Here is a 15551-nt window from a genome sequence, read left to right as displayed (position 1 = left end):
TTACACTGTTTTAAAATTCTAACATCTTAGACATGAATTCATGATAAGCTTATTTCTGAATAAATCCTGATTTTTGAAATTATTGAACTTTAATAATATTATTGGGATCTTAGATTGATAGTTCTTAATCGTTGTCTTTTTTTATCAAGATATAAAGACAGGAGATAAAGAATATATATTGCGATACAATTTATACCTAGCTGCAAAAATAATGATTGTCCCCAGCTAGCGAACATCAAACGCCCCCATAGATCAAAAACCGTACTCAAGGAAAAAACCTCCAGCGAGTGTCGACCATATAAAGCCAAAAGCTGTCCAACTTTATTTTCGGAAAATTGTTTGGTCCATTTTGAAGATTGAACAAGGTAAAATATTGCGATAACGTCCATCAATCGCAATGGTGAAAGATAAGCCTTTGCAGGAGTATGCAGTTCTATCAATCTCAAATCGGGTAATCCCCAATATCCCCATGGAAACGCTTCTAGGAAAGAAAAGATTAAATAAGCGATAGCAAGTCCCTGTAACCATACAAAATATGGAAAATTACCTTCATGCTTACCTGCAAGAATAGAACCATAAACCCCAAGCGTGAATAAAAACTGCCATGCTAAAGGATTAAAAAACCAACCATCAGGATCAAGCCAGTTAGGAAAATTGAACCATGGATCAAGATTAACCCAACCCCATAGCAAAAAACTTATTCCCAACGCCAACCACCAACGATATTTCATGATTAAATAAAGGATGGGAAAAAAGGCGAGTAAAATGATATAGAGTGGCAAAATATTCAGATTACTTGGCAATGCGTCCAGAAGCAACAACCGCCAGAATACTCTTAAGATACTGTGACCATGCGCCAATTCAGGCTCTAAAAAATCAACTGGCAATATCCATATTCGACGCCACTGATAGATGCTGAATAATGTAATTAATACCAAGCCTATCTGAAAAAGATAAATTTTCCAGCAACGTGCAAAAATCCTTTTGCAAATTTTCCAAAACCCGTCAAGCGGAATCCTTCTTCCATATGCAAGCCAGGAAGCATATCCAGCTAATAATACGAAAATTTCTGCTGCATCGGCAAACCCTACATTCCGCATGGTAAAACGATTTAGAAGATTTTCAGGAATATGGTCAATATACATCATGATCAGCGCCAATCCACGCAAAGCATCGATACGATGATCCCTTTTTGATTTTTTTTGCTGTTTGAACAGAACTTTATTCCTTAACGATTCTTTCCAATTAATTCTACATTTTCTTTCTAAATAAAATGAAGAAAATTAGTTTCAGAGCTTCATTACAACTTTACAAATCTGTTATATACTTTTTAAAATAAACTTGATAATTACATTTTTTAATGATTGTTTCTTCAAGGTTTTACATGAATAACCCTATTTCAATTAACCGGCAAAAAGTCAAAGAGGCTTTGAAAGATTTTACGCTTCCATGGTCTCCCCATATTCGGCTGCTAGACACTGATTTGATTGAAACGCTTCATATTGAAAACCAAAAAATACATATAACGTTAAAAGTCCCCAATGTCGATCCCGCTCAAGTGGAACCATTACGGGCAAAAATCGAACACCATTTAAGTCAGCTTAAAGATGTGGAACAAGCCCGTGTTTTTATGAATGCCATTTCTTCCGGCTTACATGATCCAACCATATCAAAACGCTTGGTATTCCCACCCAAACAAACCGGTCATACCAAATCAGATACAACTTCAATAAAAGCAAATAATATAAAAAATGCCAAACCCATTGAAACTCTCAATTCGGTTAAATGTGTCATTGCAATCGCTTCGGGAAAAGGAGGTGTTGGAAAATCCTCAACAACTGTCAATCTTGCGATTGCCTTGTCCCAAAAAGGATTAAAGGTTGGCATCATGGACGCTGATATCTATGGCCCTTCCATTCCACATATGCTTGATCTAAAAGGCAAGGTAGAAGTAAGAGACCACAAACTGATCCCAATGACGGCATGGGGTATTTCAGCAATTTCCATTGGCATGCTGGTTCCCACGAATCAGGCGGTTATATGGCGGGGACCCATGGTAATGGGAGCGGTCAAACAACTGTTGTCAGACGTAAAATGGGGAGAGTTGGATATCATGTTGATTGATATGCCTCCTGGGACGGGTGATGTTCAAATTACCCTTGGCCAATCCATTAAATTAGATGGTGCTATAATGGTTTCCACACCTCAGGATATTGCTTTATTGGATGCCAAAAGAGGTATTTCTCTTTTTCAGAAAACGCGAACCCCTATATTGGGTATCATTGAAAATATGTCTTATTTTCTTTGCCCTCGTTGTCAGGAAAAAACCTATATATTTGGACAGGATGGTGTTAAAAAAGAAGCCAAAGCTTTGAATATCCCTTTTTTGGGGGAAATACCTATTTTACCTGCGATCCGTACGGCATCAGATGAGGGAATTCCCATAACCGTTCAACAACCTGATGGCCCAGAAAGTCAAGCCTACCATGCTATTGCAGATTTAATTTATCCCGCCATTTGTAAAACAGGACTTGCAAATAGCAAAAATTCCTAAAAACCCTGTCACCCCGAATCTATTTCTCTAAAGAAGATCCAGGACCTGCCAAAACATAACAAACCTTATTTTTTGGCATATACCGACATAAAGGTCCCTGCTTTCCGTTTTTTCCTAAAATTCCAAATTCGAAAATCAACCCCAAAACCAAAACGAAAGTACAGGCAATATACCAAGGGCGTAAAGTGGCAAATTCGATTTTTTGATTTGGATCTAGAGGTTTAATATTAGAATCAAGATTTGAAGGTTGGGTAAAAAAACTTTCTCCCATTGATTCAGATGATGAATGGACGGATTTACCAGGCAATTCATACTCATATTCATCGACAGGAAGATTCTTTTTATCTTTATAATCCATAATGAAATTTTCAACTACTTTCATATTTATAATCAAATATTTAGCATAGTTCATTTTTTCTTTGTATAAAAAGTCTCATGTAGATACTGATTATCCGCATCTAGATTACGTCCAAAAGGAAGAAACCACATCGCTGCAACAATGCCGATAAATAAAATGATAATACCAGCAACATATAAAAGTTTTTCCATTTTCAATCTTTCCAAGAGATTTTATATACACATTAACTCTAGGATTTGTAATGATCCAGAATCTGCATCATTTCTGTCCATTCACGTTTGCTTAATCCACTGTCAGCTTGATCAACAGATTGTCCATTTAACAACTTGCCAATAACATTCATCATGGTCGAGGAAAATGTTACAGCTCCTTTGCGATAATCTTCAAATGCCTCACAAGCCAGAGGAACCCATGCCCGAACCGTTTTCAGCATTACTTCAGCATAAACACGGATTTCATATTGTGCATGCGAGTCAATTCTTAACTGCAAGAAATGAAATAAATTATGTAAGTTAATCTTCCAGTACCATTGACTATAACTGTTCAAGGTCAAGTTCATTCTGGCAAGCTCACGAGCCAGCCCAAAACCATTTTCTTCAGGATTACGAAGCATTTTTTCATAATCATCATAGCATTTTTGCGCATCATTACGTAAAAGCGATAGAACTGCCTCTGATTGGTCAGCAGAAAGAACTTCTCCCCGACCTTGATGATTAACCTTACTTTGCATTGCCAATACGCGAGGTTCGGGAATATAGAATTCTCTATCCATTATTGAATATCGGGCCGAATATTCATTCACGCTGGCCGTACGATGACGAATCCATTGTCGTGCTACAAAAATTGGTAATTTAACATGAAACTTAATTTCACACATTTCAAAAGGGGTTGTGTGATAATGACGCATTAAATATCGAATTAAACCACGGTCTTCCGATACTTTTTTTGTACCGGTTCCATATGAAACTCGGGCTGCCTGAACAATTGCAGAATCATTACCCATATAATCGACAACCCTGACAAATCCATGATCCAGTACTGGAAAAGCTTGATAAAGCATTTCTTCCAAACCTGGTGAAATTGGTCGTTTTGTATAAAGTTGCTGACTTGACTGCGCTTTAATATCTGCCTGTTGTTCTTCTGTAAGTGCCATAATAATCTATTTACTCATTTTAAGTACGACTAAGAAATTATTTATAAACCAGTATAAAACTATTTTCCTAAAATATATGATTTTAATGGTTTTTAACAGTCATGATTTGCATATTCCCCTCGTTAGCTATTTAAAAAAAATGCGGCTTTAAATTCAAACCCAATAAACAGGACAGATCAATGTGGACAAAATTTTTTCCGAAATATATAGCAGGCTTCATTAGTAAAAAATGACTGATTATCATCATATGAAAAATCAACCGTAATTGAATGATAGCCTGTTTTATATAAAAAATTGGCTATACTTCCCAAAATAATTCTTGTACCGTTTCCCATACCCTCTGTTCTCAAATAGTTAATATGAATTTGATACCCTGACTTTTCCGATACTCTGGTCTTGTAAAAATAATCTATCCCGCTTAGCTGATGGGATAAAGATTTAATCCGCCAATTTTCAGCATTTATTCTGCCAATATCAAAGTTCACATGAACCCTGTTTAAAACGGTTTTCTATATTGAAGTTTCCCAGAAACCGTTATTTGAAATCCCTATTTTCTTAACATTTAAATGACTACCATCTTCAAGCATCACATTTATATTCTCGAAAATGACCGTTTGGAAAACTTTAAGGACAAACGCCTTGGAATATGAATAATGCCCTTTTTTCCTGCAATCCGTGTCAGGGCATTATGCGTGTATTCTAATATGAACGGAGCCTCCCCATAACGTATATTATATAAATTCAGTCCTATAATAAATAAAAAGCAAAACAAATAGAGAGAAAAATACTTTTTTCAATTTATTCATTTTGCACATCTTGAAAATGTAATTTATGTAAGTTTATTCAATCCAGCCGAATAAATTCATGAATTTATTTTATAAAATCCATTATTAATGCTTAGAATCACTATGAACCTTAATATTCAAATGATCAATTATCTGACTAGCATTATATGAAGTTAGATCTAAAAATGAATAAGGTTTATCCGGATTAACCTCAATTGTAAGCTCATGATCCGGATGATGAATAACATCAATGACAGCATTTCCAGCTTGTTTAGACAATTCCGGAAAATCTCTATCGGGTTTCTGTAAATCCTCAATCCATTCTTGCTTAATCTGATCAACGGATTCATTCTTTTCACGGCTTTTAAGATCAGCCAAATGTTGTATTAATCCATCATCACGAAAATGCATTGTAAAGGATACAATCTTATAATCATTTATCATTGCCATTTCATTATTTGCTGATGGTTTTTCCGGACCTTTTACACGAGCATTAATTTTTACATTCCCAATATTTTTTGCACCAATCTGGAACGGTTCAAGATTCCATTCTTGCAGATCATAATGATACTGCGCGGACAAATTCCCGAACAGATTTAGTTGATCATAACCATATTGCTTTAAAGCGTACAGTCTTGGATCACTATCGGTTTGTAATTGTAAGTTATCGAATTTATTACCTCTAAACAAACGGTTTTTTCCATCTTTTTCTGTCGAAATTTGCATGTCACCAAGCTGGTATCGTGCAGCATCAATTTTTAATTCGACATTTTTAATATGAAAAAGTTTAGGTTCGTCACTTGCAAATTCAAATGTTTTTCCATATTCAATATTTTGGAAAAATTTAGCAAAACTCAAATCCTTAATCTGAAGTGATTGAATATTGAAATAATTGTCCCGATTGTTAACTTTATCATAATAACGGAAATCATTCAAAGTTTGGTCGGATTTTCGATCTAATCCATAATTTTTGATTTGATATTGAGCTATTGCTATCTTTTCCGATCCAGAAGATAATTTCATTGTAATATTCTTCAGATTTAACAAATCAAATTTTGCCTTTGAAAAATAAACACTCTTGATTTTTCCAGATGCATCGATGTCAAGCAAATCCTTTCTGGGAACAAAATTGTTTAAATCAATATGATCAACGTGAATCTGCCCGTTATTCATCATCAAGTCACTATCAATTTTTGTCTCAAAATTATCAATTGTAGCGCTCATCAATCCATTACGTGAACCAGATTTGATATTCAATTTATCCATTGTATATAATTGCCCAGACTGGCCTTTGATCTTCACTTTTTCCAAAATGGCACTACGTGTGAATACATTGGTTACACTGCGATCATAAACAATAGAAGAACCCGGAAAGGATTGCTCCAACATTTTAATTCCCGCATCAAGACGATTGTGTAGCTGATGCTGAAGATAGATATATCCACCTCCAAGACTTGAACCTAGTACAAGAATGACTGCGGTTGTTCCAAAGATTACTGATTTTTTCATCGCTTATTTCCTGTTAAGATTATTACGGAAAATTATAAAGAAATAATAAGTAAAAACAATTGGAAATTAATTACGGTTACCCAGAAATTTAATTTGGATCAAAAAAAATTAATTTCCCCTTTTTTTATTAGTGAAATATTATTATATTAAAATTGTTGGTTTACCCAACTATGGCAATAAACGGTATATGAAATAGGCGTAGTGGACCCGGGGGCGGTACCCGGCGTCTCCACCATAAAGCTTATGGGGACGAAACAGGATCGACACGCGTAGTAAAGATATATTTTTTGCTCGGTATTGTACCACCGTTATCGGACTGTTTTTTACAAATGCCAACGATAATTTCGAGGCACACGCTATCGCGGCCTAATAAGCCAATGTGACAAGCGCGGCTTGAAGGGTGCCGGGCAACAGAAACCCTTCACTTTAGATTATTGATTTTATAGTTAAAGTTTAGACAATGACCAATTCAGATAATTCAGGTTCTAACGAAAACCCCCCTTCCCTTTTACCATATAATGAATGGATTGAAGCTGCCTATCGTGAGGTCATGTTAAAAGCTCTGGAATCAGTTGCAAAAGATGGACTGCCTGGGAGTCATAATTTCTATATCCAGTTTAAAACCGACTATCCTGATGTGATTCTTCCACCCCAACTTAAAGAAAAATATCCAGAAGAAATGACGATTGTTTTACAACATCAATTTTGGGATCTGAAAATCAACAGAATTAAACAGCAAATGTCTGTTGGTCTTTCATTTGGCGGAGTTGGGAGTATATTGGTTATTCCGTTCGGATCTGTTATTGGGTTTGCAGATCCGTTTGTTAATCTAGCATTTAATTTTCAGCCTATTCCCTCTAGTCTAACCGTGATTCAATCTGAAGAAAAGACACCTGTTCAAACACTCCGTACAGTTACAAATAATATGGAAGAATTAAAAGATGCTAAACCTTCTAAGGAAAGTAACGCATCGAAAGAGAAATCACAGGTTATAAGTTTAGATGCTTTTAGAAAAAAAACCGATTAAATTTTATAATATAATATCAAATGATAAATAGTTTAACAAAACCAAAAGTTTAATTGGTAATAAACCGTATTGTGCTATAAAAAATATTAATCATTTTTTTAATAGTTAAAATATAACTTTTGTTAAAGATAGATTAATTACAACATAAAGCGATTTATGAAACTAGTAGATTATCCAGATTATAAAAAATATCATAGTTGATTAGACTATTAATCCTACTATCATGCTTCGTAGTTTCTAATATAATTTAAATATTTAAATTATATTCCTTCACAATAACAAATAAACTGCAAGTCTTTATATTCATTATAAATTTATTATTATATAGAATTTTATTGTATAATATTCATTGACTCCGAATCATTTTAATATAAAAAAATTATTTTTAATCTATAAATATTTTAAACATGTTAATAATCATAAAGAATTTTTGGAATATTTTATTAATAGCCTTAATGGGTTTATTTATTTTTATTCTATTCTTTCATATCAACCAAATCCCTTTTGCCAGTTCTGATGAGAGCCGACACGGCGTCAGTGCTTTGGAAATGATCTACAATCATAATTATATTATAAACAGTTGGGCTGGCCAACCCGACATGTGGAATTTAAAACCTATTTTAAGTTTTCTGCCAACTTGTCTAATGATTTTACTTTTTGGCAAATCAATTCTAGCAATCCGTCTTTTTTCTCTTTTATGTGCAATATTTTTATGTAATCTTGTCTGTTATTATACAATTAAAAAATATAATATTTACACAGCCATTCTTTTTATTTCACTTCTATTTACAACCTCACTTTTAATTCGTAACCATGCTTTCAGAAGCGGCGACATTGATTCATTTTTTATCCTTTGTCAAATTATCGCAACATTATCATTAGCAACAAAGTATGATCATTTTCATATTACTCTGGCCGCTTTTTTTTCATCGTTAGCTTTTCTAGCAAAAAGTTGGCATGCTCTTTTCCTGGGCTTACCCTTTTTAATTTCCTATGGTTATCTAATTAAAAGCCATCGGTTCAATATAAAAGCTATTTTATATCCTGTCATTTGTTTTAGTTTGCCCATATTAATATGGCTTGGCATACGTTATCAATATGATGGTTTTGCTTTTATCAAAGAAATGGTGCGTTATGATTTAATAAAACGCTCCTCCCATATGATTGAAAATCATATTCATGGCTGGAATTATTTTATAAAAATTTTATTCAATAATTTTGGCCTCATTTTTTTAACATTTATATTTTCCATATTTTATAGTTACAAATATAGGAAAAAACATTTTTTAACTTATGATATCATCATTTATTTATCAGCCATTTTGAGTAGTCTGCTGATTTACAGTATGGCTAAAACAAAACTTTACCATTATGGCTATACGCATATTATATTAATCTGTCTGGTCACAAGTATTTTGATTGGTCGAGACATTAATAAATATACCCGATATTTTATTATTATTCTAAGTTTTATAGCAGTTATTTTTGCATTTACCAATCTACATAAAATCTCTTCAATACATTTGCCAGACTATTATTATCAACTTCAAAAAAATGCCTATCCAAAATATAATACCTTATATGTACCACAACATATAGAACAGAATGAACGTTTAGCCATCATGGTATTTGGCAATTTCAATTATGATAAAATCAAATATGGAAAACCCATATCAAAAGCACTGGTTTTTTATCGTGATCAAGGCAATGACAATTCCGATATCAATCGATGTCATCCCATAACTGAAAAAGTAACAGAATTAAAAAATAAACATGATCAGAACGAAATATCTTTATTTTCTTGTAAAAATTTATAAATTAACATTTTAACGCTCATTCAAACCCTATATTTTCTAACGAAATAATTAATTATGAATAAAACCCCGCTTTTTATAATGATGACTGAATAATTATGTTTTTATTAACAAGAAAAAATTTTTTTATTATTCTATTGTTTATACTTCTTGCAATTTTCTATTGCACCCTTTTCTATCACATAAATCTTACCCATTTCGATAGCTGGGACGAAAGCCGTCATGCAGTCAGTTCAATTGAAATGAATATCAATAAAAACTGGATTATCAACACATGGATGAATAAAACTGATATGTGGAATTTAAAGCCCATACTCAGCTTTTTACCAACTTGTATTATCATTTCTTTATTTGGAAAATCCATTTTAACGGTACGATTATTTTCAATAGTCTCAACAATACTGCTTTGCAGTATTGTCTGTTATTACACATATAAAAAATATAATATAATCAGCTCCATTCTTTTTTTATCCCTATTATTTACTGCATCCCTGATAATCAAAACCCACGGTTTCCGTTCTGGAGACGCGGATGCTTTTTATATATTTTGCCAAGTTATGGTTGTAATCGCCCTAGCAAGTAAAAATGATACCCGACATATTGCACTTGCGGCTTTTTTTTCTGCCTTGGCTTTTTTAACAAAAAGCTGGCATGCTCTTTTTATGGCTATTCCCTATTTTATTGCTTACGGTTATTTATTCAAAAACAAACAGCTTTCAATAAAATCATTTACCTTTCCCATAATCGTTTTTTTTTCACCTATATTAATCTGGCTAGCATTACGTTACCCCTATGACAAGTTCGATTTTATCAAGGAAATGTACCGCTATGACCTTATAGCCAGAGCCTCTGACCGTATTACAGGTCATTACCATTCCATCTGGTATTTTTTTAATCAGCTTGTGGATCATTTTAGTCTGATCACCATAATTTTCATTTTCGCCTTGATTTATTCTTTTTCATTTAGAAAATGGAAAATGTTTTCATATGATATTTTAATCATTCTTTCTGCAATCCTGTCAAGTTTTCTGATCTTCAGTCTCGCCAAAACAAGACTGGCCCATTACAGTTATACCCATATAATTTTGATCTGTATCATCAGTGCCATTTTAATTGGGCGTGATGTTAATTATTATACAAAATTACTAACCTTATTATTAGCAATCATTGCATTAATCTATAATATGAGTACCTTGCATCAATTTTCGAAAAATAAGTTACCTGCCTATTACGATCAATTACAAAAAAACGCTTTCCCTCTAACCAGCGCCATTTTCACGCCACATGAGATAACACAGGCGGAAAGATTATCCTTTATGGTTATGGGTAATTTTAATAATGATACGATTAAACAAGGGAAACCAGTAAAGAATTCATTGGCTTATTATCGCGTTGGAGCAAAAGATAATCCCGATGTGACAGGATGCCGTATTTTAACTGAAGAAAAAACATTAAATGATATACGTTATGAAGACGATACAGTTCGTTTGTACACTTGCCAAGAGAACCAATAATTCTTATCTCTTGATCTTTCTAACCGAAATATACATTTAATAAATGTATATTCTCAACATTTTTTAATGGCCCAACCATAATAATCCATGACTGATCTTACTGCAGATTTTGATTTCAAGCTTCCTGAACATTGCATTGCCCAGCATCCGGCCCGTCCCAGAGAGGCTGCCAAACTTCTTTACATTCCATCAAAATCGGGAAAATTTCAGGATAAAACAATACGGGATTTACCCTGTTATTTTCAAAAAGGTGATATCTTGATTGCCAATGATACAAAGGTCATTCCCGCCAAATTATTCGCACAAAGGGGTATGGCTCACATTGGCATTACACTTGATCGACCGATGGGAGATGGTACTTGGCATGTATTGATCAAAAACAGTAAACGTTTAAAGAAACAAGACCGCCTTGATTTTCCAGATAAAAAATGTTTTGCCACAGTGGTAAAACTTGAAACAGGTGGTGGTGCGTTCATCCGTTTTAATCTTGAGGGTAATGAATTTGATAAATGGCTTAATACATCTGGTCAATTGGCGCTACCTCCCTATATTCGTCGTCCCTATGGACCAACTGAAAGGGATGAGCTGGATTATTACACAATATTTTCACAAAATCCTGGTGCAGTTGCCGCTCCTACAGCCGGATTGCATTTTACAGAAGAATTATTAACCCAGCTTGATCATAAAGGTGTTGAACGGCTGGCCCTTACTCTACATGTGGGTGCTGGAACATTTTTACCAGTGCGAAGTGAAAACATCAATGATCACCATATGCATGCAGAATATGGCGTGCTCAGTCCAGAAAACGCTGAACGATTGAATCAAGCTAAAGTTGAAAAAAGACGTATTATCGCGGTGGGAACAACAACCTTGCGATTATTGGAAAGTGCAATTGATCAACAAGGAATATTTCACCCTTTTCAACAGGAAACATCCATTTTTATACGTCCAGGTCATCAATTCAGATCCATCGATATTTTGATGACTAATTTTCATTTACCCAGATCCACATTATTTATGCTGGTTTGCGCTTTTGGTGGAACAGAAAAAATGCGTCAAGCCTATGAACATGCTATTCGAAACAATTATCGTTTTTATTCTTACGGGGATGCATGTATTATTGAAAAAGAATTTTTATAATAAACAAAGTATTTTAATTTCTTGAGTTATAACAACCCTGTCATTTTAAATAAATGAAACATTTTCAGGTTTCATGCAAGATAAATTATTATAGGGATTTTTCTAGGAGAAATTAAGAAACTGATTCTGTTTTTTCTGAATAGAACCAACAACAGCCATATCTTCTGCAATACTTTGATTGATTAAATTATGGTTATCGTCCTTATCTGCATTTACGTAACAATTTTCAACAATATTTATTATTTTAGCTAAATGATTTTTACAATAGGCCGGTTTTAAATTATCTATTGTCGCTTGAACCAATTTTTCACCATAAGATTGGGCATGAACCAAGGATGGACACAATATCAAATATAAAAAAAAATATTTTTTTTACATTCTACTGTCAAAAATAATGACATAAAATCAATTTTAGAATTTATTAAATTTTCGCTTAAATAACTTTAATTTATTACTGAATGAATATTAACTATATTAAATGCCTATCTTTAAATATAATATTTATCAATTATAATGTTAAAATATTCAGGTTTTTAAAAACTCGTAAGAATTTCAAAGAATATAATCATTTTATTAATGATCATTATCCCCCAGATTATGATAAATTTTCAATATCCATGATAATTAGATAATTTTTTAATCTTCCTTTTCATAGAATAAATTTATATAACATCAATAAATTGACCTTTTTTAATTTGACACACTAATCATGACATCGTTAAAATTCCATTGGACACAACAAGCTCAAGATCATAAAGCCCGTGCGGGAATATTACATACTGCTCATGGCGACGTAATCACGCCAACCTTCATGCCTGTAGGAACAGTGGGAACAGTCAAAGCCATGACCATGGATGCTGTCCGTTCAACCGGAGCGGGAATAGTATTGGGAAACACCTATCATCTGATGCTTCGTCCAGGGGCGGAACTGATTCATGAACTGGGTGGATTACACAAATTTATGGATTGGTCTGGACCTATTTTAACGGATTCTGGCGGGTTTCAGGTTATGTCTCTGGGGGCCTTACGTAAACTGAACGAGGAAGGTGTTACCTTTCGTTCTCATATTGACGGATCCACATATAAATTGACACCAGAATCCTCGACGGATATTCAATATCTGCTTGATGCCACCATAACCATGTGTTTTGATGAATGTCCTGCACTTCCAGCCAGTCATGATACCATTGCCAGCTCAATGCGTATGTCGATGCGTTGGGCGGAACGGTCAAGAAAACGCTTCAAGACAAGACCTGGTTATGCTCAATTCGGCATTGTTCAGGGAGGTATTGAACCCGATTTAAGGATTGAAAGCGCGGAAGCATTAAACAAAATAGGATTTGAAGGTTATGCAATTGGCGGACTTGCTGTTGGTGAACCCCAAGAACAAATGTTTGAAACCCTTGATGTGACTGTTCCCTATCTTCCATCAGACAAACCTCGTTATCTAATGGGTGTGGGAACGCCACAGGATATGTTGGGATCAGTTATGCGGGGGATTGACATGTTCGATTGTGTCATGCCAACAAGAGCGGGAAGAACCGGTCGTGCCTATACAAGCCGTGGCACACTTAATATGAAAAACGCCTGTCACATTCATGATCGGCGACCTATTGATCCAGAATGTGATTGCCTCGCCTGTTCAAAACACAGTCGTGCCTATATCCATCATCTTTTCCGCAGCAAGGAAATCCTTGGAGCAATGTTGCTAACCTGGCATAATCTTGCCTATTACCAAAGACTAATGCGAACTATACATCAGGCTATCTTAGATCAAAATTTAGAAGAAAAAGCGACAGAATTGCATAATGACTGGAATAAAGGCGATTGGAAACTGGATGAATGGAATTAAATTTATTTTAACAAATAAAACAGTTTCATATAAATAAGCCAATATCAATAATTTATTAAGATATTGGCTAAATTTTTTAAAAATTTGTAATTAATAAATGATTTTTTCAAGAATTAATCCGGAATTTTATCCATAAAATAACGCATTACATGATTATCATCAGTCAATTCGGGATGAAAAGAACAAACTAGAATATTCCCCTGTTCCGCCATAACGATTTTTTTATCATATTCCGCCAGGACATTTACATCTTCACCAACTGAAGCAATATAAGGGGCGCGAATAAAAACGGAAGGAATATTTTTTCCTATATTCCTTATATCCAAATCAACTTCAAAACTGTCAATCTGACGACCGAAACCATTACGTGTTACGTCAATGTCGATCAAATTTAAAAGTTTTAATTTCTCTCCACCATCTGTAATAGAGGAACCACACAAAATTAAGCCTGCACAAGTACCAAAAACCGGATTTTTTCTTGCAAAATCACGTATTGGTTCATAAAGTCCAACTTCTTGTATCAAACGGCTGATTGCTGTTGATTCACCACCAGGTATAATCAATCCCTTCACCCGCTTAAGATCTTCTGCTGTTTTGATCTCAATTCCCAAAACACCCAATCCCTGCAACTGGGCAATATGCTCACTCACTGCTCCTTGTAACGCAAGAACCCCAATTTTTTTATACATAATGGTTCATATATACCTTTTTAATCAACATTATAAAAATTTCATAAAGGGGAAATTTAAATTTCCCCCTTCCCAAAATCTAGTGGGACCGTTCTTGCATTCGTTCATCCACTGATAATTTGCTCATTTCAATACCTTTCATTGGCACACCCAACCCCTTGGATAATTCGGCAATCAATCTGTAATCTTCATAATGAGTTGTTGCCTGAACAATTGCACGGGCAAATTTTTCGGGATTTTCTGATTTGAAGATACCGGATCCAACAAAAACACCATCAGCACCCAATGACATCATCAAGGCCGCATCCGCAGGTGTTGCCACACCGCCCGCAGCAAAATTTACAACAGGTAATTTGCCAAGTTGTTTGACCTGTTTAATCAATTCATAAGGTGTACCAAGATCACGTGCATATACCATCAATTCATCGTCTTTCAATCCCATTACATGATGAATTTGTGACTGAACCTTGCGCATATGACGTACAGCTTCAACAATATTACCTGTGCCCGGTTCCCCCTTGGTCCTTAACATAGAGGCACCTTCTCCGATACGGCGCAACGCTTCACCTAAATCACGGCATCCACACACAAAAGGCACTGTATATTCACTTTTCAGCAAATGGTATTCATCATCTGCAGGTGTAAGAACCTCGCTTTCATCAATATAATCAACACCCATCGCTTCAAGTACGCGAGCTTCGGCAATGTGACCAATCCGGGCTTTTGCCATTACAGGAATAGTCACCGCTCTCATAACAGCCTCGACAATAGTTGGATCAGCCATACGAGCCACCCCTCCAGCAGCACGGATATCAGAAGGAACCCGTTCCAGAGCCATCACGGCAACTGCACCCGCTGCTTCTGCTACCTTTGCCTGTTCTGCATTCACAACATCCATAATGACCCCACCCTTTTGCATTTGGGCCATACCACGTTTTACTCTTTCAGATCCTACTTTTTTATTCATTAATATATTCTCCGGTTTAAATTAAGATTATCATGCATAAACATTCAGGGAATTAAAACATCCAATTGGTATGATTCAAACCCATCCAATTTATATATAATTAAATTTATAACCTCACTTTAAAATTACCTCATTTATTACAATTATTTTAAAAATTTATTTGATTAAATCAATAATTGTAATTATTTT

The 15551-nt window shown here is 34.6% G+C and carries 15 protein-coding genes and 1 other RNA gene; 7 read left to right on the top strand and 9 right to left on the bottom strand.

Features of this window, described 5'->3' with window-relative positions; translation table 11 throughout:
- Positions 1–98 precede the first annotated feature (98 nt).
- Positions 99–1148, bottom strand: a complete 1050-nt coding sequence (locus GN303_RS02740) for an OpgC family protein (RefSeq protein ID WP_231504058.1) — start codon at positions 1146–1148, stop codon at positions 99–101.
- A gap of 236 nt (positions 1149–1384) precedes the next feature.
- Between GN303_RS02740 and GN303_RS02735 the strand changes: the two genes are divergently transcribed.
- A complete protein-coding gene (locus tag GN303_RS02735) occupies positions 1385–2554 on the top strand; it encodes an Mrp/NBP35 family ATP-binding protein (protein ID WP_110438715.1) in 1170 nt (389 codons plus the stop codon).
- A 19-nt stretch (positions 2555–2573) separates the two neighbouring features.
- Here GN303_RS02735 and GN303_RS02730 read toward each other — a convergent pair whose 3' ends face one another.
- From GN303_RS02730 to GN303_RS02710, 5 genes are all read right to left on the bottom strand, one after another.
- Positions 2574–2936, bottom strand: a complete 363-nt coding sequence (locus GN303_RS02730) for a hypothetical protein (RefSeq protein WP_146206659.1) — start codon at positions 2934–2936, stop codon at positions 2574–2576.
- Between the two features lie 26 nt (positions 2937–2962).
- Positions 2963–3103: a hypothetical protein gene (locus GN303_RS02725; protein WP_155565153.1), complete on the bottom strand. Its 141-nt coding sequence runs from the start codon at positions 3101–3103 to the stop codon at positions 2963–2965.
- A gap of 38 nt (positions 3104–3141) precedes the next feature.
- Positions 3142–4065, bottom strand: coding sequence for an FAD-dependent thymidylate synthase (gene thyX, locus GN303_RS02720; RefSeq protein ID WP_110438713.1), 924 nt, complete (start codon positions 4063–4065; stop codon positions 3142–3144).
- 176 nt (positions 4066–4241) lie between these two features.
- Positions 4242–4550 carry a hypothetical protein gene (locus GN303_RS02715; RefSeq protein WP_110438712.1) on the bottom strand — a complete coding sequence of 103 codons (309 nt, stop codon included), beginning with the start codon at positions 4548–4550 and terminating at the stop codon, positions 4242–4244.
- 405 nt (positions 4551–4955) lie between these two features.
- On the bottom strand, positions 4956–6359 hold the full coding sequence (locus tag GN303_RS02710) for a hypothetical protein (RefSeq protein ID WP_110438711.1): 1404 nt from the start codon (positions 6357–6359) through the stop codon (positions 4956–4958).
- A 115-nt stretch (positions 6360–6474) separates the two neighbouring features.
- On the opposite strand from GN303_RS02710, the gene ssrA reads away from it, so the two are divergent.
- The 5 genes from ssrA (at position 6475) to queA (ending at position 11854) form a co-directional block, all read left to right on the top strand.
- Positions 6475–6785, top strand: a transfer-messenger RNA (tmRNA) gene (gene ssrA / locus GN303_RS02705).
- A 34-nt stretch (positions 6786–6819) separates the two neighbouring features.
- Positions 6820–7386: an SspB family protein gene (locus tag GN303_RS02700; RefSeq protein ID WP_110438710.1), complete on the top strand. Its 567-nt coding sequence runs from the start codon at positions 6820–6822 to the stop codon at positions 7384–7386.
- 548 nt (positions 7387–7934) lie between these two features.
- On the top strand, positions 7935–9203 hold the full coding sequence (locus tag GN303_RS02695) for an ArnT family glycosyltransferase (RefSeq protein WP_197037469.1): 1269 nt from the start codon (positions 7935–7937) through the stop codon (positions 9201–9203).
- Between the two features lie 95 nt (positions 9204–9298).
- Entirely contained in the window at positions 9299–10714 is a 1416-nt protein-coding gene (locus GN303_RS02690) for an ArnT family glycosyltransferase (RefSeq protein ID WP_110438708.1), read from the top strand.
- An 87-nt stretch (positions 10715–10801) separates the two neighbouring features.
- A complete protein-coding gene (queA, locus tag GN303_RS02685) occupies positions 10802–11854 on the top strand; it encodes a tRNA preQ1(34) S-adenosylmethionine ribosyltransferase-isomerase QueA (RefSeq protein WP_110438707.1) in 1053 nt (350 codons plus the stop codon).
- A gap of 102 nt (positions 11855–11956) precedes the next feature.
- On the opposite strand, the gene GN303_RS02680 is transcribed toward queA, so the two are convergent.
- Positions 11957–12187 carry a hypothetical protein gene (locus tag GN303_RS02680; protein WP_110438706.1) on the bottom strand — a complete coding sequence of 77 codons (231 nt, stop codon included), beginning with the start codon at positions 12185–12187 and terminating at the stop codon, positions 11957–11959.
- Between the two features lie 376 nt (positions 12188–12563).
- Here GN303_RS02680 and tgt point away from each other — a divergent pair, with 376 nt between their 5' ends.
- Positions 12564–13706, top strand: a complete 1143-nt coding sequence (gene tgt / locus GN303_RS02675) for a tRNA guanosine(34) transglycosylase Tgt (protein ID WP_110438705.1) — start codon at positions 12564–12566, stop codon at positions 13704–13706.
- 113 nt (positions 13707–13819) lie between these two features.
- Here tgt and pdxT read toward each other — a convergent pair whose 3' ends face one another.
- Positions 13820–14395 (bottom strand): pyridoxal 5'-phosphate synthase glutaminase subunit PdxT, encoded by a 576-nt coding sequence (gene pdxT / locus GN303_RS02670; RefSeq protein WP_110438704.1) that lies wholly within the window; start codon positions 14393–14395, stop codon positions 13820–13822.
- Positions 14396–14474: 79 nt separating this feature from the next.
- Positions 14475–15362, bottom strand: coding sequence for a pyridoxal 5'-phosphate synthase lyase subunit PdxS (pdxS, locus tag GN303_RS02665; RefSeq protein ID WP_110438703.1), 888 nt, complete (start codon positions 15360–15362; stop codon positions 14475–14477).
- Positions 15363–15551 lie beyond the last annotated feature (189 nt).

The sequence above is a fragment of the Commensalibacter melissae genome (assembly GCF_009734185.1).
Classification (GTDB): Bacteria; Pseudomonadota; Alphaproteobacteria; order Acetobacterales; family Acetobacteraceae; genus Commensalibacter; species Commensalibacter melissae.
Note: the sequence above shows the minus strand (reverse complement) of the source record. Positions and strands in the feature narration are given on the sequence as shown.

What these genes read in the sequence shown, in the direction of transcription:
- GN303_RS02725 (WP_155565153.1), bottom strand. Translation starts at nt 3,103, where the DNA reads ATGGAAAAACTTTTATATGTTGCTGGTATTATCATTTTATTTATCGGC.
- GN303_RS02710 (WP_110438711.1), bottom strand. Translation starts at nt 6,359, where the DNA reads ATGAAAAAATCAGTAATCTTTGGAACAACCGCAGTCATTCTTGTACTA.
- GN303_RS02730 (WP_146206659.1), bottom strand. Translation starts at nt 2,936, where the DNA reads ATGAAAGTAGTTGAAAATTTCATTATGGATTATAAAGATAAAAAGAAT.
- GN303_RS02735 (WP_110438715.1), top strand. Translation starts at nt 1,385, where the DNA reads ATGAATAACCCTATTTCAATTAACCGGCAAAAAGTCAAAGAGGCTTTG.
- GN303_RS02690 (WP_110438708.1), top strand. Translation starts at nt 9,299, where the DNA reads ATGTTTTTATTAACAAGAAAAAATTTTTTTATTATTCTATTGTTTATA.
- pdxS (WP_110438703.1), bottom strand. Translation starts at nt 15,362, where the DNA reads ATGAATAAAAAAGTAGGATCTGAAAGAGTAAAACGTGGTATGGCCCAA.
- GN303_RS02740 (WP_231504058.1), bottom strand. Translation starts at nt 1,148, where the DNA reads ATGATGTATATTGACCATATTCCTGAAAATCTTCTAAATCGTTTTACC.
- tgt (WP_110438705.1), top strand. Translation starts at nt 12,564, where the DNA reads ATGACATCGTTAAAATTCCATTGGACACAACAAGCTCAAGATCATAAA.
- GN303_RS02695 (WP_197037469.1), top strand. Translation starts at nt 7,935, where the DNA reads ATGATCTACAATCATAATTATATTATAAACAGTTGGGCTGGCCAACCC.
- thyX (WP_110438713.1), bottom strand. Translation starts at nt 4,065, where the DNA reads ATGGCACTTACAGAAGAACAACAGGCAGATATTAAAGCGCAGTCAAGT.
- GN303_RS02700 (WP_110438710.1), top strand. Translation starts at nt 6,820, where the DNA reads ATGACCAATTCAGATAATTCAGGTTCTAACGAAAACCCCCCTTCCCTT.
- queA (WP_110438707.1), top strand. Translation starts at nt 10,802, where the DNA reads ATGACTGATCTTACTGCAGATTTTGATTTCAAGCTTCCTGAACATTGC.
- pdxT (WP_110438704.1), bottom strand. Translation starts at nt 14,395, where the DNA reads ATGTATAAAAAAATTGGGGTTCTTGCGTTACAAGGAGCAGTGAGTGAG.